This is a genomic window from Roseomonas alba, from assembly GCF_019430885.1.
GTDB classification, from domain to species: domain Bacteria; phylum Pseudomonadota; class Alphaproteobacteria; order Acetobacterales; family Acetobacteraceae; genus Neoroseomonas; species Neoroseomonas alba.
In genome coordinates this window covers 290,499-310,443 of record NZ_JAHYBZ010000006.1, presented here as the reverse complement: position 1 = coordinate 310,443, position 19,945 = coordinate 290,499, and the positions used below count along the sequence as shown (strand labels likewise).

Here is a 19,945-nt window from a genome sequence, read left to right as displayed (position 1 = left end):
CGTCATGTAGTCAGCAACGTCGGGCAGGCTTTCGATGAAGACGATCACCCAGGTGGCGGTGCTGGCGGTGCTCGGTGGCTTGGGCGCGGGCTGGCACTACTATGGCGAGCAATTCGGGCTGAAGCCGCCCCTCGAGCTGCTGGGCCTGCAGGGGGCCGGCCCGCAGGGCGGCGGGCGCGGCGGCGGTTCCAGCGGCCCCGTCGGCGTCATCGTCCAGGCCGTGCGCGTCGCCCCGGTGGTCGAGCGTGTCGAGAGCGTCGGCACCGTGCGGGCGCGCGAGGCGGTCACCATCACTTCCAAGGTCGCCGGCATCGTCGAGCGCATCGGCTTCACCGAAGGCGAGCGCGTCGAGGCCGGGTCGACGCTGGTGCAGCTCGACGCGGCGGCGCTTCGGGCGGAACTCGACCAGGCGCGCGCCCTGCTGGACGATGCGCGCAACCAGCTCGATCGTGCGCGGCGGCTGCAGCCGGGGGCGACCATCGCGGCGCAGCGCCTCGAGACGCTGGAGGCGCTGTCGCGCCAGGCCGAGGGCCGCGTGCGCCAGGCCGAGGCGCGGCTGGAGGAACTGCGCGTCAACGCGCCTTTCGCCGGCCGGGTCGGGCTGCGCCAGGTCAGCCCCGGCGCGCTGATCCAGCCAGGCACGCCGATCACCACGCTCGATGACACGGCGCGGGTGCGCGTCGAGTTCTCGATCCCCGAGGTCTATCTGGCGCGCATCCATGCCGGCAGCGGCGTGACGGCGCGCAGCGCCGCCTATGGGGCCCGTCGCTTCGAGGGACAGGTGGCGGTGATCGACACCCGCATCGACCCGGCCACGCGGTCGGTGCGCGTCATCAGCGAATTCGACAATGCCGATGAGGCCCTGCGCCCCGGCCTGTTCCTGACCATCGAACTGGTGCTCGAGGAACGCGAGCACGCTCTTCTGGTCGCCGAGGAGGCGATCGATCCGGTTGGCGACCGCGCCTATGTCTTTGTGGTGCGCGACGGGCGCGCGCGGCGGCAGGAGGTCAAGCTTGGCCTGCGTCTGCCTGGCGAGGTCGAGATCCGCGAGGGGCTGAACGCCGGCGAGCCGGTGGTGGTGCGCGGCATCCAGCGCCTGCGCAACGACGTGCCGGTGCGCGTCACCGAAACCCTGACCCGACCGACGAGCTGAGGGGAGCGAGGCGCCGATGGTTCTCTCCGACGTCTCGATCAAGCGGCCCGTCTTCGCCACCGTCATCAGCCTGCTGCTGACGGTGCTCGGGCTGTTCGCGCTGTTCCGCATGCCGATCCGGGAATACCCTGCGATCGACCCGCCCATCATCCAGATCACCACCACCTATACCGGCGCCTCCGCCCCCGTGGTGGACAGCCAGATCACCGAGATCCTGGAAGCCGCCGTGGCGGGGATCGAGGGCATCAAGACCATCACCTCCCAGTCGCGCGACGAGCGCAGCCAGATCACGCTGGAATTCCGCCTGACCCGCGATGTCGACGCGGCGGCGAACGACGTGCGCGACAAGGTGGCCCGCGCGCTCGCGCGCCTGCCGGACCAGGCGGAGACGCCGATCGTCCAGAAGGTCGATGGCGACAGCCGGCCGATCTTGTGGCTCGCCTTAGCCTCGGACCGGCTGACGCCGCTCGACCTGACGGACCTCGCGCGGCGGCGCATCGTCGATCGCCTGGCCATCGTCGAGGGCGTGGCGCAGATCATCATCTCCGGCGAGCGGCGCTTTTCCATGCGCGTCTGGCTGGACCGCCAGGCCCTCGCCGCGCGCAACCTCACGGTGCAGGACATCGAGGAGGCGATCCGGCGCGAGAATGTCGAATTGCCGGGCGGGCGCATCGAGAGCGAGCAGCGCGAGCTGACCGTGCGCACCGACACGCGCATGTCGCGTCCCGAGCAGTTCCGCGAGATCGTCATCCGCCGCGGCGCCGACGGTGCCCAGGTGCTGTTGGGGGAGGTCGCGCGCATCGAGGTCGGTGCCGAGGATACCCGCGGCGCCTATCGCATCAACGGGCGGCCGGCCATCGGCCTAGGCATCCTGCGGCAATCCACCGCCAATACGCTGTCCGTCGCCAATGGCGTGAAGGCGGAGATGGCGCTGATCACGCCGACCCTGCCCGAGGGCGTGGACGTGATGATCGGCTATGACGAGAGCCTGTTCATCAGCCAGTCCATCTTCGAGGTGGAACACGCGCTGATGATCGCGCTCGCCCTGGTCATCGGCGTCATCTTCCTGTTCCTGCGCTCGGTGCGGGCGACGATCATCCCGGCCGTGGCCATCCCGGTCTCGATCATCGCGTCCTTCATCGCGACGGCCGCACTCGGCTTCTCGGTCAATGTCCTGACGCTGCTGGGGCTGGTGCTGGCCATCGGCCTGGTGGTGGACGACGCCATCGTGGTGCTGGAGAACATCCACCGCCGCATCGAGGAAGGCGAGGATCCACTGCTCGCCTCGGTCTATGGCGCGCGGGAGATCGCCTTCGCGGTCATCGCGACCACGCTGGTCCTCGTCGCGGTCTTCGTGCCGCTGTCCTTCATGGGCGGCAATACCGGGCGGCTGTTCACGGAATTCGGCCTGGCGCTGGCGGCCTCGGTCCTGTTCTCGGGGCTGATCGCGCTGACGCTGACGCCGATGATGTGTTCCAAGCTGCTGAAGCCGCATCAGAGCGAGACGCTGCTGGTACGCGTCACCGAACCCTTCTTCCTGGCGCTGAATGGCGGGCTGCGCTGGACGCTGGACCGCGCGCTGCGGGCGCCGGTGCTGGTGCTGGGCGTTTCGGGGGCGCTCTGTGGCCTGGCAGTGGTGCTCTACAACATCCTGCCCAAGGAATTCGCGCCGACCGAGGATCGCGGCGTGGTCATCATCCCGACGACTGGGCCGGAGGGTGCGTCCTTCGGCTACACCATGGAGCATGTGATCCAGATCGAGCGCCTGCTGCAACGCTATGTGGACAGCGGCGAGGCGGCGGCGGTGTTCTCGACCGTGGGCGGCTTCCAGCGGCCGGCGATCGGCAATGTCGCCAACATCTTCATCCGCCTGTCGCCCTGGGCGGAACGGCCCCGCAAGCAGCAGGAGATCGCGGCCGAGGTCTTCCCCGAGATCGCACAGATCCCTGGCGTGCGCGGCTTCGCGCTCAACCCGCCCTCGCTGGGCGCGCGCGGCTTCCGCCCGCCGGTGCAGTTCGTGATCGGCGGGCCAGATTACGACACGCTGGTCGAATGGCGGGACCGCTTCCTGGATCGCGCGCGGACCAATCCGCGGCTGCTGAACCTCGATCACGACTTCAAGGAGACGAAGCCCGAGGTGCGGGTCGAGATCGACCGGCGCAAGGCGGCCGACCTCGGCATTTCCATCGCGGCGGTGGGGCGCACCATCGAGACGATGCTGGGGTCGCGCGAGGTTACGACCTATGTCGTCGGCGGGCAGGAATACAAGGTGCTGCTCCAGGCGCCGAACGAGATGCGGCTCTCGCCTTATGATCTGCAGAACGTCTTCGTCCGCACGGCGTCGGGCGGGCTGGTGCCGCTGTCCAACGTGGTGACGATGACCGAGCGCGCCCGTGCCCAGACCCTGTCGCGCGAGGACCGGGTGCGCGCCATCACCATCACCGCGTCGCTGGCGCCGGGCTATTCGCTGGGGGATGCGCTCGGCTTCCTCGACGGCGTGGCGCGGGAGGTCCTGCCGCCCGAGGCGCGCATCTCCTACCGGGGCCAGTCGCTGGAGTTCAAGGAATCCTCGGGCGCGCTCTACGTCACCTTCGCCATGGCGCTGCTGGTCGTGTTCCTGGTGCTGGCAGCGCAGTTCGAGAGCTTCATCCACCCCTTCGTGATCCTGCTCTCGACGCCGCTTGCCATCACCGGCGGCCTGCTGGCGCTGTGGTGGACGGGGCAGTCGCTCAACATCTTCAGCCAGATCGGCATGATCCTGCTGATTGGACTGATGGCGAAGAACGGCATCCTGGTGGTCGAGTTTGCGAACCAACTCCGTGATCGCGGCCTGTCCATCCGCGACGCGGTGCTGGAGGCATCGGTGGTGCGGCTCCGGCCGATCCTGATGACATCCATCGCGACGGTGCTGGGCGCCGTGCCGCTGGCCGCCGCGACCGGGGCGGGGGCCGAGAGCCGTGCGGCGCTGGGCGTGGTGATCGTGGGGGGCATCACGCTGTCCACCTTCGTCACCCTCTATGCCGTGCCGGCGCTTTATCTGCTGCTCGCGCCCTATACCAAGCCGATCGGGGCCATCGCGGCGAAGCTCGCGGACCTTGAGGCCCATCGCGGGCGCGACGGTGGGCATGGCCACGGACCCCAGCCGGCGGAGTGACGCGCCGGCCGGGACCGGCTAGCTTCGCCGGCGACTGATTCCGAATCACGGGAAGGGTGTCCGTATGACTGAAGGTCGGCGCGCGATGGCGGGGCGCACGGGGGGCAAGCTGCTGGCGGATGCGCTGGTGGCGCAGGGTGTGACGCATGCCTTTTGCGTGCCGGGCGAATCCTACCTGGACCTGCTGGATGGGCTCTATTCGGTGCGGAACCGGTTGCAGCTCGTCACCTGCCGCTTCGAGGCCGGCGCCGTCCACATGGCCGAGGCCTATGGCAAGCTGACCGGCAAGCCGGGCGTGGCCATCGTGACCCGCGGCCCGGGCGCCTGCCATGCCGCGATCGGCGTGCATGTCGCCTTCCAGGATTCCACCCCGCTCGTCCTGCTGGTCGGCCAGATCCCGATCGAGGAGACCGATCGCGAGACCTTCCAGGAGGTCGACTACCGCCAGATGTTCGGACCGCTGGCGAAGTGGGTGACACAGATCGACGACGAGAAGCGCATCCCCGAGCTGATGGCCCACGCCTTCGATGTCGCGACCTCCGGCCGGCCCGGTCCCGTCGTTGTCGCGATCAGCGAGGAGATGCAGAAGCGTCTCGCCTCCGTCCCCGACATTCCCCCGGCCGAGGTACTGCCGCCGCATCCGGCCCCCGACGCCATGACCCGGGTGTTGAAGATGCTCGAAGGGGCGAAGAAGCCGCTCGCCGTCATCGGCGGGTCGCGCTGGTCGGACCAGGGCAAGGCCGATATCCGCGACTGGCTGGTCGCCAACGACCTGCCGGTCTCGGTCGCCTTCCGCCGCATGGGGCTCTTCGATGGGACCTCGGCGAATTATGTCGGTGACCTCGGCGTCGGCGCGGATGCCGGGCTGGTCGCCAAGGCCAAGGAAGCCGACCTGATCCTCGCCATCGGCACCCGTATCGGGGAGCCGGTGAGCCAGGGCTACACGCTGCTCGACATGGCCGGCGCGACGCCCATCATCCATGTCTATCCGGACCAGGCGGAGATCGGGCGCGTCTATCGCCCGGCGCTCGGCATCGTCTCCGAACTCAACGCCTTCGCCGCGGCCGCCAAGGCCGCGGGCCCTGTCGCCAAGCCGGTCTGGTCGGCCTGGACCAAGGAACTGCGTGAACTCCGCCTCGCCCAGGCCAAGCCGCAGGATTACGAGGGGCCGCTGAACCTCGCCGTCGCCCTGCAGGAGCTGGAAAAGGAACTGCCGGCGGACACCATCTTCACCACCGATGCCGGCAACTTCGCGACCTGGCCCAATCGCTTCATGCATTTCGGCGAGAAGCAGGACTTCCTGGGCCCGACCAACGGCGCGATGGGCTACTCGGTCCCGGCCGCGATCGGCGCCAAGATCACCCATCCGAACCGGCCCGTGATCGCCTTCGTGGGCGATGGCGGCTTCCTGATGACGGGGCAGGAGATCGCGACCGCGTTCCACCACTCGGTGAACCCGGTCATCTTGGTCTTCAACAACCAGATGTACGGCACGATCCGGATGTACCAGGAACGCGCCTATCCAGCCCGCGTGTCCGGAACCGCCCTGACCAACCCCGATTTCGCCAAGTTCATCGAGGCCTTCGGCGGCCATGGCGAGATCGTGGAGCGTACCGAGGAACTGGTGCCGGCGGTGAAGCGGGCGCTCGCCTCCGGCAAGCCCGCCGTCGTGGAAGTGCGCACCAACCCCGAGCAGGTGACGAACCGCGCGACCATCGCGGATCTGCGGGCGCAGGCGACGAAGGCGGCGGCGGGCGCGGCCGCGCCGGCGCCGGCCCAGGCGGTACGGACCCCGGCGCCGCGGCGGACGGGCCCGCGCACGCGGTAAGGCGGTTCCTGATACGGCCGCTGTTGGACCGAGAGGGGCGCCGCCCCTTTCGGGTTCACCCTGCCGCGGGATTCAAATGATCCCGATGGTTCCACGGGCGCAATTGGAGGGGCGCCGCCCTTCCAAACGACCCCGACACCGGGGTCTCATTGACGTTGCTTCGCGACGCCAATGGGTGCCCGTGGTGCTTGGAGCACCTGGAGTGCGATCTTTTGGCGTCTGGCGCGGCTGATAGGACGCCCTCCGTGCGCAAGAGCGGATCTTGTCACCATTCTGACTGCTGGGCGCCGGGCCAGGTGATGGTTTCCAAAGGCCTTGGGCCTTTGGTGGGGTTCGGGGAGGGGCAAAGCCCGTCCCCGTGGCCGCCGTCGCACGCTCATGGGGGCTGTGCCCCTTCTTCGATCTTCCCCTCGCGCCAATGGCCCAGGCGCTGCCTCACCCCGCGGTGCTGACGTCTTTCAGCACCTCCTCCGCCGTCCGCATCGCCGCGATCGCCGCCGGAAACCCGGCATAGGCGCAGGAATGGGTGATCACCTCGGCGATCTCTTCCGGCGTGCAGCCATTGTTCAGCGCGCCGACCAGATGCCCGCGCAGTTCGTGATGCTGGCTCATCGCGACCAGCATGCCGATCGTCACCATGCTGCGCTCCCGTCGCGTCAGCGTCCCGCGCGTCCACAGAGAGGCGTAGGGGAACTCCTCCGACAGGTGCCGCAGCGCCTGGTTCAGCGGCGAGGTGCTGGCGTCCCGCTTCGCCATGTAGCCTTCGCCGAGAACCTCCCGCATCGCCTGCCGCCCCGTGGCTTGCAGCGCGGCATGCGCATCCGTGTCGGTCATCGCGTATCCTCCTCGCGTGTTGGGCGGCGAGGATAGCCGATGACGAAGACGCTGCTGATGGTCTTCCACTCCATGACCGGCGGGACGCGGCAGATGGCGCAGGCAGCGGCGCGCGCAGCGGAAGGCGAGGGGGTCCGCGTGCGGCTGCTGGAAGCACGTGACGCGGCCGGCGACGACCTGCTCGCGGCCGACGGCTATCTCTTCGCGACACCCGAGAATCTCGCCGCCATCGCCGGCATGATGAAGGACTTCTTCGATCGCACCTACTACGCCGCGCTAGGGCGCATCGAGGGGCGGCCCTATGCCCTGATGGTCTGCGCCGGCAGCGACGGAGCCAACGCCGTGCGCCAGGTGGCGCGCATCGCGACAGGCTGGCGGCTGCGGCAGGTCGCCGAACCGCTCATAGTCTGTACCCACGCGCAGACGCCGGAGGCGATCCTCGCACCCAAGACCATCCCGGCCGACGATGTCGCGCGCTGCGAGGAACTCGGCGCGACCATCGCCGCCGGGCTGGCCATCGGGATGTTCTGACGGAAGATCGAGGGGCTCCGCCCCTCGAGCACCCCGGCAGGAAACTCAGTTTCCTGCATCTTCGGGCGATTTCTGCGAAATCGACCAGCCGATCCAGTCGCGGAAGGCCGGACCCATGACGCGGGTCAGGGCGTCACCGCGCAGCCAGGGCAATTCCTCGGTGAACAGGGTGATGCACTGCGTCCAGGTGCAGGGCATGCGCGTGATGTCCGTACCCCAGAAGAAGCGATCCGGGCCGAAGGCATCATACAGGCGATGCAGCCCGTCATGGATGTCGCGGAACGGATAGCCCTGCTGCGAATACCCCGGCGCACCCGTCGCCTTCAGCGCGACATTCGGGAAGCGCGCCAGCGCGGTCACGGCATCAATGTTCGCGAAGGCCGCCGCACCCTTCTCATGCCGGATCAGCCCGCAATGATCGATGATCAGCCGCAGCTCAGGATGGCGTTCCGCGATGCGCGCGAATTCCGGCAGGAAGCGCCAAGCCATGGTCGCGACCGGCAGCCCTTCGGCCTCCGCGACCGGCCACAGCCAGTCCAGCGTGCCGTCATAGGGCCAGCGTTCCTGGTCCTTGCGGATCAGCGGGTAGCGCAGCCCGCATTGCCCGGGCCGCTGGCGCCAGCCCTTCAGCAGCGCGCGGCTGGTCTCCGGCGTATCGAGCGGCACTTGGCCGAGCACGGCGAAACGGTCGGGGAACCGCTTCGCGGCATCCTCCGCCACCGCATTGGCATCCGGGTCCCAGGAGACCGGCGGATGGATCACGGCGCCGTCCACACCCGCGGCGTCCATCTCCGTCAGCAATTCCTCGACGGTGTAGGACGAAACCTGGCGATGGTCGCCGCTCGGCGTCCCGCTGGACCAGATATGGACCTGGGCATCGATGATGGTCATGGCGTTCCTCCTGATCCCGGCAGTGTCATGGAGGAGAAGCGATTGTCGAGATGCTCGATCTCGAGGAACCCCGCATCCGGCCCATGCGCCTTGTAGATCGGGAAGACCTTCATCACGGCGAGCGTCGCCGCACTTTCCAGCGGAGAGATGAAGGACACGTCGCGATCGAGGAAGCTCGGCTGCCGCACCCAATGCGCAAGCTGCGTTGCCGACAGCGCGAAGAAGCCGCTATGCGGGTTCATCGCGCGCCGGAACACGACCGGCGCGCGGCCTGGCATGGGCAGGTGCAGGAAGGGCTCGTCCGGCAGCGGATCGCGCCACGCCGATGTGGCTCCAGGGCGCAGGTCGCCGTCGATCCAAGTCTTGAGCGTCGGGCCGTTCGGGTTCCATTCGAAGCGGTTCGGCATCAGCAGCCGCTTCCATCCGAATGCATTCTGGAAGGCCCGCAGACGGTCAATGAATCCGGGATCGGCGATGCGTAGATCGTCTTCGGAATAGCAGAACAGGTCGTAGTTATGACGCAGCTCCGCAAACAGCCGATGCGCTGCGAAGCCCAGCATGCGCGGATTGTCCACCTGTGCCGCGACATGCCGCACGCCCCGTGCCTTGGCATGCGCCTCATCCAGCAGATGGTCCGTGCCGTTGGTGACCACCACGATGTCGAGCCCGTCGACCGCCCCGCGCATCCGGTCGAAGCGCTTCGTCTCGATGGTGAGCGTCGTGGTGGCGCCGAGGCTGCCGCGCCAGGAATCGATCACCCGCCGCAGCACCCCGGCCCGTTGCTCGCGCCGGCGTTCGTCTGTCGAGGAGTGGCGGGATTCCGCCTCCCCCTTGAAGTAGTGCACCAGCGCGAGCAGGGCGCGCATCAGCGGCCGACCGCGTAGCCCTGCATGCCGCGCGGATTGGCGCCGGCACGGATGGTGCCGTCCGTCTCCTGCCGCACGCCGGTCAGGCGGCCTTCGGACCACTCGCCGCCCATCTCGGCGACATGGCCGCGAGCCTTCAGGTCTTCCAGCACGGAAGGCGCATAGCGGCCTTCGATCACCACCTTCCCGGGCTTGGCACCGCGCGGCCAGAAGCTGCTGATCCAATGCTCGGAGTGGAATGAGGGCAGGTCGATCGCCTGCTGGATGTTGAAGCCGTGATGGATCATGCGCATCAGCATGATGGGCTGCCACTGATCCTGCTGCTCGCCGCCCGGCGTGCCGAAGGACATCCAGGGCCGGCCTTCCTTCAGCACCATGGACGGCGACAGCGTGGTGCGCGGCCGCTTGCCCGGCTGCAGCCCGTTCGGCAGCGTCTCGTCCAGCCAGAACATCTGGCAGCGCGACCCCAGGCAGAAGCCTAGCTCCGGGATGGCCGGCGAGGATTGCAGCCAGCCCGCGGACGGCGTCGCGCTGACCATGTTGCCATGGGTGTCGATGATGTCGATGTGGCAGGTATCGCCGCCCGAGGCGCCGAGCCGCGACACGGTCGGCTCGCCCGATCCCGCCGCGGCGGCGAGTTCCTTCGAGCGCCGGATAGCCGCAGCGTAGTCGGTGCGATGCTCGCGCCCATCCGGATTGCCGGGGATGAACTCCAGCGAGGCATCCGGCCCGATCAGCTTGCGCCGCTCATCATTGTAGGCCGCCGAGAGCAGCGTCTCGAGCGGCACGTCCACGAAGTCGGGATCGCCGTAGAAGGCCTCGCGATCGGCGAAGGCGAGCTTCTTGGCCTCGACGACGTGATGGATGAAATCGGCGCCGACCGGGTCCATCGCACCCACGTCGAAGCCCGCCATCAGGGCCATGGTCTGAAGCATCGCCGGGCCCTGGCTCCACGGCCCGCACTTCAGGACGGTGTGGCCGTGATAGTCGAGGGTCACCGGCTTCTCGACCGTGGCCGACCACCGCGCCATGTCGTCCGCGGTGATGACGCCGCGATGGCGTTCGCCGGAGGTGTCCATCGCCTCGGTGGTGGCGGCGAACCTGCCGATCGCCTCGGCGACGAAGCCGCGATACCAGGCGGCGCGGGCGGCATCGATCTGCGCCTCGCGCCCGCCCACGGCCTCGGCTTCCTTCACGACGCGCTCATAGGTGTCGGCGAGCGTCGGGTTGGCATAGACGCCATTCGGCGCCGGCCCGCCATCGCGCAGCCACAGCGCGGCGGAGGTCGGCCATTCGGCCTCGAACAGCGGCCGGACGCTTTCGATCGTCGCGCGGATGCGCGGGACCATCGGCGCGCCGCGGCGGGCATAGCCGATCGCATAGGCCAGCACCTCCCGCACGGACCAGGTCCCGTGGTCGCGCAACATCAGCATCCACGCATCGAAGGCGCCGGGAATGGGCGTCGCGAGCAACCCGGTGCCCGGCATGATCTCCTGGCCGAGGCTGCGCATATGCGCGACCGTCAGCCCCGCCGGCGCCGGGCCCTGGCCGCAGATGACCGACTGCGTGCCCGTGCTGGCGCTGTGGATGATGATAGGGCAGTCGCCGCCGGGGCCGTTCAGGTGTGGCTCGACGATCTGCAGCGTGAAGCCGGCCGCGGCAGCGGCGTCGAAGGCGTTGCCGCCGCGTTCCAACACCGCCATGCCGACCTGGCTCGCGAGCCAATGTGTCGAGGCGACGGCGCCGAAGGTGCCGATGATCTCGGGGCGGGTGGTGAACATGCTCGGGGCCTCCTTGGCGGGGAAGCCGATCATCTCCGGCGTCACGACGGACATGTGCGCGGTTCCTCGGTCTTGCGGCGAAACTCGTCGCGCGGCAGAGGGAGCACGTCAATCCTGCCGGGGGTTCTACGTTTCATGCTGATGGCGGTGGTCGGGCCCTCGGGTGCCGGGAAGGACACGCTGATGGCGCTCGCCCGGGCGCAGCTCGACGGCGATCCGCGCTTCCGCTTCGTGCAGCGTGCGATCACGCGACCCGCGGCGGCCGGCGGCGAAGCCCACCGTGCGCTGGACGTGCCCGGCTTCGAGGCCGAACGCGACGCCGGCCGCTTCGCGCTTTGGTGGAACGTGCATGGGCTGCTCTACGGCATCCCGCGGGACATCGAGGCCGACATCGCCGCCGGCCGCGTCGCGGTGGCGAACCTGTCGCGCGGCGTGTTGGCCGAGGCCGCCGCGCGCTACCCGTTGCGCGTGCTGGTGGTGACGGCGCCGGTGCCGGTGCTGGCCGCGCGCCTCGCCGCGCGCGGGCGCGAGACCGCCGAGGACATCGCCGCACGATTGCAGCGCGAGATGACTCTTGCGCCTGGCCTCGACACCGTGACGGTGATGAACGACGCGACGCCGGAAGACGGCGCGGCGCGCGTCGTGGCGGAGCTCACCCGCGCAGCGGAAGACGCTCGGCGATCGTGAAGGGCGCGCCCGGCGCGGGCTGGACGAAGAGGCTGATCGCGCTCACGCGCCGCGTCACCCCCGGCAGGTCGCCGAGATAGTCGGTGACGGCGGGCATGACGACTGCCTTCTCCTCCGCGCTAAGCCGGCGCGACAGGGTGACGTGGAAGCGCCACTCCCCGAACACATAGGGGTAGCCCCAGCGCGTCAGGTTCTCCCGCTGCTCCGCCGAGAGGCGCTCGGGCCGGCGCCGCGCGATCTCGGCCTCGGTCGAGGGTGCGCGATGATCGTCCACCGCCTCGACGCAGGCATCGGCGAAGGCGTGCAGGGCTGGGCAGGGGGCTGTCTCGCGCAGAGCGAGGAAGCCGTCGAGATCGAACACCGCGAGTGGCGGCAGGTCGAAGGACGCCGTGCGCGCCGCCAGCGCCGCCGTCGCATCGCGCGCCGCCGCATAGCCATTCGCGAGGCGGAAGGGCGGCTTCAGCGTCGCATGCAGACCATAGCTGCGCGGGTCCGCCGTGACCTCCGCGATATCGAGCCCCGGCAGGCCGGGCTGGTCCAGCGCCGCGCCGCTCACCGCGTCCCGGCCGAGCCAGGTGCTGGCGCGACCATGCAGCGCGTCGCTCTCCTCCGGCGCCCAGTAGAGCGCGATGCGATGCGGCGTCATGCGACGCGCTTGCCCTCGCGCCAGACGCGCCGCACGACGGGGATGTCATGCACCGGCCGCACCTGCACCAGATCCGCGCGCAGCCCGGCCTCCAGCCGCCCGCGATCGGCCAGGCGTGCCATGCGCGCCGGCATCTCGGCGATCATCGCGACGGCGGCGGGCAGGGTGATACCGGCCTCGGTCACGCTGCGCCAGGCGGCCTCGACCATCGAGGCGGGCACATAGTCCGAGGCGAAGGCATCCGCGGCCCTCGCGCGCACCAGATCGGCCGCCGAGACATTGCCCGAATGGCTGCCGCCGCGGACGATATTGGGCGCGCCCGCGATCACCGCCACGCCCGCGTCGCGCGCGGCCTCCGCGGCTTCCATGGCGACTGGGAACTCGCTGATGGCGATGCCGTCGGCGAGGTTACGGCGCACCTCGTCCGGCGATTCATCGTCATGGGAGGCGAGCGGCAGGTCGCGATGCGCGATGCGGTCCAGCAGCCAGCGGCGCTGCGGCTCGCGCAGGCGTTCGCGCTGCACGAGCAGTTCCTCGATGCGATTCTTCACCTGTTCGAGCGTCATGCTCGTCTGCTTGCGGCGCATGACGACATAGCGTTCGAGGTCGCGATATTGACCCACCCCCGGCGAGTGATCCATCAGCGAGACCATGCGCACGCGCGGATGGTCCGCCACCGGCTCGACGGAGGGGACCATGTCGGGGGCGGGGATTTCGCAGCGCAGATGCAGGAAATGCTCGCTGCGCAGCACGCCGGTCTCGGCCAGCGCGTCGAGATCGGCGACACCTTCGCGGAAGGTCTGCCCGCGCCCCTGGTCGAAGCCGAGATCGCCGAGGCAGAGCGCGTCGAACACTGTCGTCACGCCGGCGGCCGCGCATTGGGCGTCATGCGCGATCATCGCGGAACGGGACGGCCAGCGGGCATTCTGCCGCGGCTGCACCTGGCGTTCGAGGTTGTCGGTGTGGACATCCACCACGCCGGGGATCAGGTGGTCGCCATCCAGGTCGCGCGCGGTCAGCGCGTGGCTGCGGCCGGTCTGGATGTCGGCGATGCGTCCGTCGCGGATCAGCAGCGTGCCGGCGATGGTCTCGTTCGGCAGGACAAGGATGGCGTTGGTGAGGATGGTCTCGGCGGTCATGCGGCGTCCTGGTGGGGGAGCACTTCGAACAATCGGTCGGCGACGGCCTCCCGCACCTCGGCGTCGTGGAAGATGCCGATGATGGCGGTGCCGGCGGCCTTGGCCTCGTTGATCAGAGCCATCACGACGGCGCGATTGGCGGCGTCGAGGCTGGCCGTGGGCTCGTCCAGCAGCAGTACCGGGTAGCCCGGCGCGAAGCCGCGGGCAAGGTTCACGCGCTGCTGCTCGCCGCCCGAGAAGGTGGCCGGCGGCAGGCCGTGCAGGCGCTCCGGCAGGTTCAGCCGGTGCAGCAGCGCGGTGCCGCGGGCGAGCGCCTCCTCGCGCGGCACGCCGCGGGCGATCATGGGCTCGGCGACGATGTCGCGCGTCGCGACGCGCGGGATGACGCGCAGGAATTGCGAGACGTAGCCGAGCGTCTCGCGCCGCGCCGCGATGACGTCGCGCGGATCGGCGGAGACCAGGTCGATCTCGCCGGCGCCGTGCCGCAGCATGATCCGCCCCGCCCCGGCGCCGTAATTGCCGTAGAGGCAGCGCATCAGCGTGGATTTCCCCGCGCCCGATGGCCCCCACAGCGCGACGCATTCGCCCGGATGCACGGCGAGATCGACGCCTCCCAGCACGGGAATGCGCGTGCCGCCCTGAAGATGCAGCGTGAAGGCCTTGGACAGCCCTTCGGTCCGGATGGCGGGCATCATGCGGCAAGCACCGAGGAGACGAGGAGTTGCGTATAGGGATGCTGCGGATCGTCCAGCACGCGGTCCGTCAGCCCCTGTTCGACGACCTCGCCGCGCCGCATCACCAGGATGCGGTCGGCGAGCAGGCGCGCTGCCGCGATGTCATGCGTGACGATCAGCACGGCGAGGCCGAGCTCCCGCGACAGCGACCGGATCAGGTCGAGCAGCCGCGCCTGCACGGACACGTCCAGCCCGCCGGTGGGCTCGTCCATGAAGACCAGCTTCGGGCGCGTGACGAGGGTGCGGGCGATCTGCAGCCGCTGCTGCATGCCGCCCGAGAAGGTGCGCGGCAGATCGTCGATGCGCGTCGCGTCGATCTCGACCTTGGCGAGCCAGGACAGCGCCTCGCCGCGGATATTGCCGTAGTGGCGGGCGCCGACGGCCATCAGGCGTTCGCCCACATTGCCGCCGGCAGAGACCGCGAGGCGCAGCCCGTCGCGCGGGTTCTGGTGGACGAAGCCCCAATCGGTGCGCATCAGGCGGCGGCGCGCGGCCTCGCCCATGGCATGCACATCCTGGCCGAGCCAGCGGACCGTGCCGCTGTCCGGCGCCATCAGCCCGGACAGCACGCGCAGCAGCGTGGTCTTGCCCGACCCGGATTCACCCACGATGGCAACGACCTCGCCGGCGGTGATGTCGATGGCGACGTCGCGCAAGGCGGCGATCGCGCCGAAGTGCAGGTTCAACCCCTCGGCGGTGAGCAGCGGCGTGGTCATTCTGCGGCCTCCTTGGCGGCGTCGGCCTGGCGCTCGGCGCAGAAATCGGTGTCGGAGCAGACGAAGAGCCGCCCGCCGCGATCATCCGTGATCACCTCGTCCAGATAGGTGTCGCGGCTGCCGCACAGCGCGCAGGCCTGGGGCGCGCGGATCGGGCGGAAGGGATGATCCTCGAAATCGAGCGACCGCACATCGGTGTAGGGCGGGATGGCGTAGATGCGTTTCTCGCGCCCCGCGCCGAACAATTGCAGCGCCGGCATGCGGTCCATCTTCGGATTGTCGAAGGCCGGGATGGGGGAGGGAGACATCAGGTAGCGCCCGTTCACCATCACCGGATAATCGTACGCCTTCGCGATATGGCCGAGCCGCGCGATGTCCTCATACAGCCGCACATGCATCAGCCCGTAATCGGCCAGCGCATGCAGGCGCTTCGTCTCCACGCGGCGCGGTTCCAGCCGGAACAGCGGTTCGGGCTGCGGGACCTGATAGACCATGATCTGGTCCTCCCGCAGCAGGCGTTCGGGGATGCGGTGGCGGGTCTGGATGACGCTCGCTTCCGCCGTGTGCTCGGTCGTCGCGACGCCGGCGACGCGGGTGAAGAAGCGGCGGATGGAAATCGCGTTGGTCGTGTCGTCCGACCCCTGGTCGATAACCTTCAGCCTGTCCTCGGGCCCGAGGATCGAGGCCGTGACCTGGATCCCGCCCGTGCCCCAGCCATAGGGCAGCGGCATCTCCCGCCCGCCGAAGGGGATCTGGTGCCCGGGGATCGCGACCGCCTTGAGCAGCGCGCGGCGGATCATCCGCTTCGTCGCCTCGTCCAGATAGGCGAAGTTGTAGCCTTCCAAGGTCGTCGCGCCGGAGGCGCTCGGGGCTTCGCTGGTGTTCATTCCGCGGCCTCCTGGATCGCTGCTTCGGCGCTGCGCCGGATGGTGCGCAGATTCTCGAGTTCCGACTGGAAATCGACGTAGTGCGGCAGCTTCAGATGCTCGACGAAGCCGGTCGCCTCGATGTTGTCCGAGTGATAGAGCACGAACTCGGCATTCTGTGCCGGGGCCGTGATGTCCTCGCCGAGTTCCGCCGCGCGGAGCCCGCGATCGACCAGCGACATCGCCATGGCGCGCCGCTCGCCATGGCCGAACACCAACCCGTAGCCACGGGTGAACTGCGGCGGTTCGGTCCGGCTGCCCTTGAACTGGTTCACCATCTGGCATTCGGTGACGCCGATCTCGCCGAGCTCGATCGGGAAGCCGAGTTCCGGCGGCGTGAATTCCACCGTGACATGGCCGACGCGGATCTCGCCGACGAAGGGATGCGCGTTGCCATAGCCGCGCTGCGTCGAATAGCCGAGCGCCAGCAGGAAGCCCTCATCGCCACGCGCGAGGTTCTGCAAGCGCACCGGCCGTTCCGCGGGGAAGGTCAGCGGCTGGCGCGTCAGGTCGCCAGGTTCGGCGTCTTCGGCGACCTCGCGCTGCATCAGGCCTTCGCGCGCCAGCAATTCGGTCACGCGCGGGGCGCTCTCGACCGGCGTCGGCGCTTCGGGGGCCGCCGCGCGCTCAACACCCTCGGCCGCCAGCGCGAAATCCAGCAGGCGGTGCGTGTAGTCGAAGGTCGGTCCCAGCACCTGCCCGCCGGGCAAATCCTTGTAGGTCGCGCTGATGCGCCGGCGCAGGCGCATCGCCGCGGTGTCCAGCGGCTCGGACGCGCCGAAGCGGGGCAGGGTGGTGCGATAGGCGCGCAGCAGGAAGGCGGCCTCGATCAGGTCGCCCTTCGCCTGCTTGATTGCGAGCGCCGCGAGGAACCGGTCATGGCAGGACCCTTCCGCCATGACGCGATCGACCGCGAGGCCCATCTGCTGCTCGATCTGCACGACGGTGAGCTCGGGCACGGCGGCATCGCCGCGCCGCGTCTCCTCCAGCCAGGCATGCGCGGCGGAGATCGCCCGCTCGCCGCCCTTGACTGCGACATACATGGCTCAGCTCTCCGCGATGGAAACGGTGCGCGGCAGGGCCGCGAGGCGGTCGCCGGCACACAGCACGACATCGACGCCGCAGGGAAAGCCCGCGCGGTTCGCGGCCCAGGCGGCGAGAAAGCCCTCCGGCGCGCCATCGACGCGCAGGCGGTGCTCGGTCTCGATGCCCGGCCCGGTCAGGCGCCAGCCTTCGCCGGCGACCAGCGCCGCCACCTGCAGGATCAGCGTCGCACCGTTCTGCGGTTCTTCCTCGCTGCCCTGCACCAGCGACGCCAGGGCCGGCGCGGCCCCCGTTGCCAGCACAAAGGACGCGGCCCCGGGTGCCACCAGCGGCGCGCCGCAATGGAAGCGCAGCCAGGCCTCCGCATCCGCGCCGGCATCCTGGGCCAGAGGCGTGTCGGCATCGGCGAGCGTCAGCAGCACCGCTGCCGCCGCCTGATTCATCGGCGCCGGCGGGCGCAGCGCGGAACCGGCCGTCACGATGCGGCCCGGGCGGCTCATCGCCTCCAGCACCGCGCGGAAGGCCGCCTGCGCGCCGAGCACGGGATCGGCGAAGCCGGGGGTCAGCGCGCTCATCGGATCGTCTGCATGGCGAGGAAATCCACCTTGGTCGCCGCGGCGCGGCGCGCCTCGGCCTCGCGCGCGGCCTGCTGGCGTGCGGCGAGGGGCGCGATCACGCTGTCCATCAGCGCATCGCGCCGCGCCGGGTCCTGCAAGGCGGCATCGAGCAGAGCGGCGAGTTCCGCCTGCACCTTGTCGCGCCCGGCGACATAGGCATGGCCCACCGCCTCGCCGAGCCGCACCGCGCAGCGCGTGACGGTCATCTCACCGAGGTTGAACGGCGCGCCATCTCCCCCGGCGCGGCCGCGCACCATGACGAGGCCGGTCTCGGGCGGGCGCAGATGCTCGAAGGCGGGCAGGGCGGGAAGCGGGGCCAGCAGATCGGTGATCTCGGCGGCACCCGCGCGGGCAAGCACGGCCATCCAATGGCGGCGCTCGGGGTCGGGATTTGTTGCGGTCTGGGTCATCGGATTTGTCTAGACAGATAGACATCCACCCGCCACAAAGTCCACACGGATATCCCACGGACATGACCAGGGATGGTTGAAGTTTCGATGACGGACGCCCCTCTCGCACGGGGACAAGGTGTTGCGCTGTGGCGGCAGATCGCCGCGGCGATGGAGGCCGAGATCGCGCGCGGCGAACGCGTCGCGGGCGAACGCCTGCCGACCGAGGCGGTGCTGACCGCCCGCTTCGGCGTGAACCGCCACACGGTGCGCCGCGCGCTGGAGGATCTCGAAGCGCGCGGGCTGATCCGCGTCGAGCAGGGCCGCGGCGCCTTCGTGGCCGAGGACGTGCTCGACTACCGGCTCGGGCCGCGCACGCGATTCTCGGAAGTGCTGCGCAAGCAGAACCGGGAACCGCAGGGCCGTATCCTGCGCATCGGCGAGATCCCGGCCGAGACGCAGCTCGCCGAGGCGCTGAACATCCGGCGCGGGCGGATGGTGCTGCGCGTCGACCGGCTCGGCCTGTCGAACGGCCGGCCGGTGGTGCTGGGGACGCATCACCTGCCGCTGCCGCGCTGCGCGGCGGCGGCTGACGTCCTCGGCATCAACCCGTCCATCACCGCGGCGCTCGAGGCCTGCGGCGCGGGCGACTATCGGCGCCATTCCTCCCGCATCACCGCGCGCCTGCCAACGCCTGAGGAAGCGGACCTGCTGCAGCAGTCCCGATCCCGCCCGGTGTTGGTTGCGGAATCCCTCAATGTCGATCCCGACGGGCAACCGGTGGACTGGACCATTTCCGTCTACGCCGCGGGGCGCGTGCAATTGGTGGTGGAGCCCTGAATCGCATGGATTGGCTTGTGACCGGCGGCCGCGTGCTGCGTGGCGCGGTGTTGGAGGACGGCGCGCTCGCGCTGACGAATGGCAACGTGGCGGAGCAGGCCGCGCCCGGCGCGATGCGCTTTGATGCGACGGGGCTGCTGGTGCTGCCGGGCCTGGTGGACATCCATGGCGACGCGCATGAACGGCAATTGCAGCCGCGCCCCGGGGTGAACCTGCCGGTGCCGCTGGCGCTGCGCGATTCGGCCGCACAGCTCGTCGCCTGCGGTATCACCACCGCCTATCTCGGCGTGACGCTGTCCTGGGAACCGGGGCTGCGGTCGCTCGACGCCTGGCGTGCGTTGAAGGCGGCGCTGCCGGCCGCGCGGGCAGAGGCCGCGACTGACCTGCGCGTGCATCTGCGCTTCGAGGCCGACAATCTCGACGCGCTGGAGGACGCGCTGGAGGGCATCGCCGATGGGTCCGTGCATCTGCTCGGCTTCAACGACCATACGCCGGGCATTCTGAAGAAGCTCGACGACCAGGCCGCCGCGGCGAAATACGCTGGCCGGGCCGGGATGGGCGTGCCGGAGTTCAGCGCGCTGGTGCAGCGCGTCGCCGCGCGGCGCGGGGAGGTGCCGGCGGCGCGCGCGCGTCTGGCCGCCGCGGCCGCGAATGCCGGCATCCCGGTGCTGAGCCACGACGATGCCACCACCGAGGACCGCCTGCTGTTCCGTGGTCTCGGCGCGCACATCTGCGAATTCCCGATGGCCGAGGCGGTCGCCGCCGATGCCCGCGCAGCGGGCGAGCCCGTGGTAATGGGCGCGCCCAATGTGGTGCGCGGCGGCAGTCATCTTGGCTGGGCCTCGGCGGCGCCGCTCGCGGAACGCGGCCTCGTGACCGTGCTGGCCTCGGACTATGTGTGGCCGACGCTGCTCCAGGCGGCCTTCGTGATGGTCGATCGCGGCGTGCTCGACCTGCCGCGCGCCTGGGCGCTCGTCAGCCGCAACCCGGCCGAGGCTTGCGGCCTGACCGATCGTGGGATGCTGGCACCGGGCCTGCGCGGGGATGTCGTGATGGTCGATCCCGCGACGCGCGCGCCGGCCGCGGTCTTCGCCGCCGGCGCGCTGGCCTGGATCGCGCCGGGGGCTTCGCTGCGCCTGCGTGGCTGACCGCTGGCGGGCGCATCGGCG

At 69.9% G+C, this 19,945-nt stretch carries 19 protein-coding genes; 7 read left to right on the top strand and 12 right to left on the bottom strand.

Annotated features, from left to right (window positions below; genetic code table 11):
- The first annotated feature begins 34 nt into the window (after positions 1-34).
- From KPL78_RS18300 to KPL78_RS18290, 3 genes are all read left to right on the top strand, one after another.
- Entirely contained in the window at positions 35-1,153 is a 1,119-nt protein-coding gene (locus KPL78_RS18300; RefSeq protein ID WP_219764416.1) for an efflux RND transporter periplasmic adaptor subunit, read from the top strand.
- A 16-nt stretch (positions 1,154-1,169) separates the two neighbouring features.
- A complete protein-coding gene (locus KPL78_RS18295; protein WP_219764415.1) occupies positions 1,170-4,307 on the top strand; it encodes an efflux RND transporter permease subunit in 3,138 nt (1,045 codons plus the stop codon).
- A gap of 64 nt (positions 4,308-4,371) precedes the next feature.
- Positions 4,372-6,135 (top strand): thiamine pyrophosphate-dependent enzyme, encoded by a 1,764-nt coding sequence (locus KPL78_RS18290; RefSeq protein ID WP_219764414.1) that lies wholly within the window; start codon positions 4,372-4,374, stop codon positions 6,133-6,135.
- A gap of 435 nt (positions 6,136-6,570) precedes the next feature.
- Here KPL78_RS18290 and KPL78_RS18285 read toward each other — a convergent pair whose 3' ends face one another.
- Complete coding sequence (locus tag KPL78_RS18285) at positions 6,571-6,969, bottom strand: carboxymuconolactone decarboxylase family protein (protein WP_219764413.1); 399 nt, start codon at positions 6,967-6,969, stop codon at positions 6,571-6,573.
- A gap of 39 nt (positions 6,970-7,008) precedes the next feature.
- Here KPL78_RS18285 and KPL78_RS18280 point away from each other — a divergent pair, with 39 nt between their 5' ends.
- Entirely contained in the window at positions 7,009-7,500 is a 492-nt protein-coding gene (locus KPL78_RS18280) for a flavodoxin family protein (protein WP_219764412.1), read from the top strand.
- 45 nt (positions 7,501-7,545) lie between these two features.
- Here the strand turns inward: KPL78_RS18280 and KPL78_RS18275 are convergent, their stop codons facing one another.
- The 3 genes from KPL78_RS18275 to KPL78_RS18265 are packed head-to-tail and all read right to left on the bottom strand — an operon-like array spanning position 7,546 to position 11,092.
- Positions 7,546-8,391 carry an amidohydrolase family protein gene (locus KPL78_RS18275; RefSeq protein ID WP_219764411.1) on the bottom strand — a complete coding sequence of 282 codons (846 nt, stop codon included), beginning with the start codon at positions 8,389-8,391 and terminating at the stop codon, positions 7,546-7,548.
- Positions 8,388-9,257: a hypothetical protein gene (locus tag KPL78_RS18270; RefSeq protein WP_219764410.1), complete on the bottom strand. Its 870-nt coding sequence runs from the start codon at positions 9,255-9,257 to the stop codon at positions 8,388-8,390. Before KPL78_RS18270 ends, KPL78_RS18275 begins: the two co-directional genes overlap by 4 nt.
- Positions 9,257-11,092, bottom strand: coding sequence for a gamma-glutamyltransferase family protein (locus KPL78_RS18265; protein WP_432761284.1), 1,836 nt, complete (start codon positions 11,090-11,092; stop codon positions 9,257-9,259). The genes KPL78_RS18270 and KPL78_RS18265 overlap by 1 nt, the downstream gene beginning before the upstream one ends.
- An 81-nt stretch (positions 11,093-11,173) precedes the next feature.
- On the opposite strand from KPL78_RS18265, the gene phnN reads away from it, so the two are divergent.
- The gene (gene phnN / locus KPL78_RS18260) at positions 11,174-11,725 is read left to right on the top strand and encodes a phosphonate metabolism protein/1,5-bisphosphokinase (PRPP-forming) PhnN (protein WP_219764409.1); all 552 of its coding nucleotides are present in this window, start codon (positions 11,174-11,176) and stop codon (positions 11,723-11,725) included.
- Here phnN and KPL78_RS18255 read toward each other — a convergent pair.
- The 8 genes from KPL78_RS18255 to phnG are packed head-to-tail and all read right to left on the bottom strand — an operon-like array spanning position 11,691 to position 17,957.
- A complete protein-coding gene (locus tag KPL78_RS18255) occupies positions 11,691-12,371 on the bottom strand; it encodes a DUF1045 domain-containing protein (RefSeq protein WP_219764408.1) in 681 nt (226 codons plus the stop codon). The two genes, phnN and KPL78_RS18255, sit on opposite strands and share 35 nt — an antisense overlap.
- Positions 12,368-13,510, bottom strand: coding sequence for an alpha-D-ribose 1-methylphosphonate 5-triphosphate diphosphatase (locus KPL78_RS18250; protein ID WP_219764407.1), 1,143 nt, complete (start codon positions 13,508-13,510; stop codon positions 12,368-12,370). The genes KPL78_RS18255 and KPL78_RS18250 overlap by 4 nt, the downstream gene beginning before the upstream one ends.
- Entirely contained in the window at positions 13,507-14,205 is a 699-nt protein-coding gene (phnL, locus tag KPL78_RS18245) for a phosphonate C-P lyase system protein PhnL (RefSeq protein WP_219764406.1), read from the bottom strand. The genes KPL78_RS18250 and phnL overlap by 4 nt, the downstream gene beginning before the upstream one ends.
- Positions 14,202-14,960 carry a phosphonate C-P lyase system protein PhnK gene (gene phnK, locus KPL78_RS18240; RefSeq protein WP_219764405.1) on the bottom strand — a complete coding sequence of 253 codons (759 nt, stop codon included), beginning with the start codon at positions 14,958-14,960 and terminating at the stop codon, positions 14,202-14,204. Before phnK ends, phnL begins: the two co-directional genes overlap by 4 nt.
- Positions 14,957-15,847 carry an alpha-D-ribose 1-methylphosphonate 5-phosphate C-P-lyase PhnJ gene (locus KPL78_RS18235; protein WP_219764404.1) on the bottom strand — a complete coding sequence of 297 codons (891 nt, stop codon included), beginning with the start codon at positions 15,845-15,847 and terminating at the stop codon, positions 14,957-14,959. Before KPL78_RS18235 ends, phnK begins: the two co-directional genes overlap by 4 nt.
- On the bottom strand, positions 15,844-16,929 hold the full coding sequence (locus KPL78_RS18230; RefSeq protein ID WP_219764403.1) for a carbon-phosphorus lyase complex subunit: 1,086 nt from the start codon (positions 16,927-16,929) through the stop codon (positions 15,844-15,846). Before KPL78_RS18230 ends, KPL78_RS18235 begins: the two co-directional genes overlap by 4 nt.
- Positions 16,930-16,932: 3 nt before the next feature.
- Positions 16,933-17,505, bottom strand: coding sequence for a phosphonate C-P lyase system protein PhnH (gene phnH / locus KPL78_RS18225; RefSeq protein ID WP_219764402.1), 573 nt, complete (start codon positions 17,503-17,505; stop codon positions 16,933-16,935).
- Positions 17,502-17,957 carry a phosphonate C-P lyase system protein PhnG gene (phnG, locus tag KPL78_RS18220; protein WP_255569163.1) on the bottom strand — a complete coding sequence of 152 codons (456 nt, stop codon included), beginning with the start codon at positions 17,955-17,957 and terminating at the stop codon, positions 17,502-17,504. Before phnG ends, phnH begins: the two co-directional genes overlap by 4 nt.
- 87 nt (positions 17,958-18,044) lie before the next feature.
- Here phnG and phnF point away from each other — a divergent pair, with 87 nt between their 5' ends.
- Positions 18,045-18,776 carry a phosphonate metabolism transcriptional regulator PhnF gene (gene phnF / locus KPL78_RS18215; protein ID WP_219764401.1) on the top strand — a complete coding sequence of 244 codons (732 nt, stop codon included), beginning with the start codon at positions 18,045-18,047 and terminating at the stop codon, positions 18,774-18,776.
- 5 nt (positions 18,777-18,781) lie between these two features.
- Entirely contained in the window at positions 18,782-19,924 is a 1,143-nt protein-coding gene (locus tag KPL78_RS18210; RefSeq protein WP_219764400.1) for an alpha-D-ribose 1-methylphosphonate 5-triphosphate diphosphatase, read from the top strand.
- Positions 19,925-19,945 lie beyond the last annotated feature (21 nt).

Excerpts from the sequence above, each read along its gene's own strand:
- KPL78_RS18270 (WP_219764410.1), bottom strand. The coding sequence starts at position 9,257 with ATGCGCGCCCTGCTCGCGCTGGTGCACTACTTCAAGGGGGAGGCGGAA.
- KPL78_RS18280 (WP_219764412.1), top strand. The coding sequence starts at position 7,009 with ATGACGAAGACGCTGCTGATGGTCTTCCACTCCATGACCGGCGGGACG.
- KPL78_RS18295 (WP_219764415.1), top strand. The coding sequence starts at position 1,170 with ATGGTTCTCTCCGACGTCTCGATCAAGCGGCCCGTCTTCGCCACCGTC.
- phnH (WP_219764402.1), bottom strand. The coding sequence starts at position 17,505 with ATGAGCGCGCTGACCCCCGGCTTCGCCGATCCCGTGCTCGGCGCGCAG.
- KPL78_RS18290 (WP_219764414.1), top strand. The coding sequence starts at position 4,372 with ATGACTGAAGGTCGGCGCGCGATGGCGGGGCGCACGGGGGGCAAGCTG.
- KPL78_RS18250 (WP_219764407.1), bottom strand. The coding sequence starts at position 13,510 with ATGACCGCCGAGACCATCCTCACCAACGCCATCCTTGTCCTGCCGAAC.
- KPL78_RS18230 (WP_219764403.1), bottom strand. The coding sequence starts at position 16,929 with ATGTATGTCGCAGTCAAGGGCGGCGAGCGGGCGATCTCCGCCGCGCAT.
- KPL78_RS18235 (WP_219764404.1), bottom strand. The coding sequence starts at position 15,847 with ATGAACACCAGCGAAGCCCCGAGCGCCTCCGGCGCGACGACCTTGGAA.
- KPL78_RS18210 (WP_219764400.1), top strand. The coding sequence starts at position 18,782 with ATGGATTGGCTTGTGACCGGCGGCCGCGTGCTGCGTGGCGCGGTGTTG.
- KPL78_RS18300 (WP_219764416.1), top strand. The coding sequence starts at position 35 with ATGAAGACGATCACCCAGGTGGCGGTGCTGGCGGTGCTCGGTGGCTTG.
- KPL78_RS18255 (WP_219764408.1), bottom strand. The coding sequence starts at position 12,371 with ATGACGCCGCATCGCATCGCGCTCTACTGGGCGCCGGAGGAGAGCGAC.
- phnL (WP_219764406.1), bottom strand. The coding sequence starts at position 14,205 with ATGATGCCCGCCATCCGGACCGAAGGGCTGTCCAAGGCCTTCACGCTG.
- KPL78_RS18275 (WP_219764411.1), bottom strand. The coding sequence starts at position 8,391 with ATGACCATCATCGATGCCCAGGTCCATATCTGGTCCAGCGGGACGCCG.
- phnG (WP_255569163.1), bottom strand. The coding sequence starts at position 17,957 with ATGACCCAGACCGCAACAAATCCCGACCCCGAGCGCCGCCATTGGATG.
- phnK (WP_219764405.1), bottom strand. The coding sequence starts at position 14,960 with ATGACCACGCCGCTGCTCACCGCCGAGGGGTTGAACCTGCACTTCGGC.
- KPL78_RS18285 (WP_219764413.1), bottom strand. The coding sequence starts at position 6,969 with ATGACCGACACGGATGCGCATGCCGCGCTGCAAGCCACGGGGCGGCAG.
- phnN (WP_219764409.1), top strand. The coding sequence starts at position 11,174 with ATGCTGATGGCGGTGGTCGGGCCCTCGGGTGCCGGGAAGGACACGCTG.
- KPL78_RS18265 (WP_432761284.1), bottom strand. The coding sequence starts at position 11,092 with ATGTCCGTCGTGACGCCGGAGATGATCGGCTTCCCCGCCAAGGAGGCC.
- phnF (WP_219764401.1), top strand. The coding sequence starts at position 18,045 with ATGACGGACGCCCCTCTCGCACGGGGACAAGGTGTTGCGCTGTGGCGG.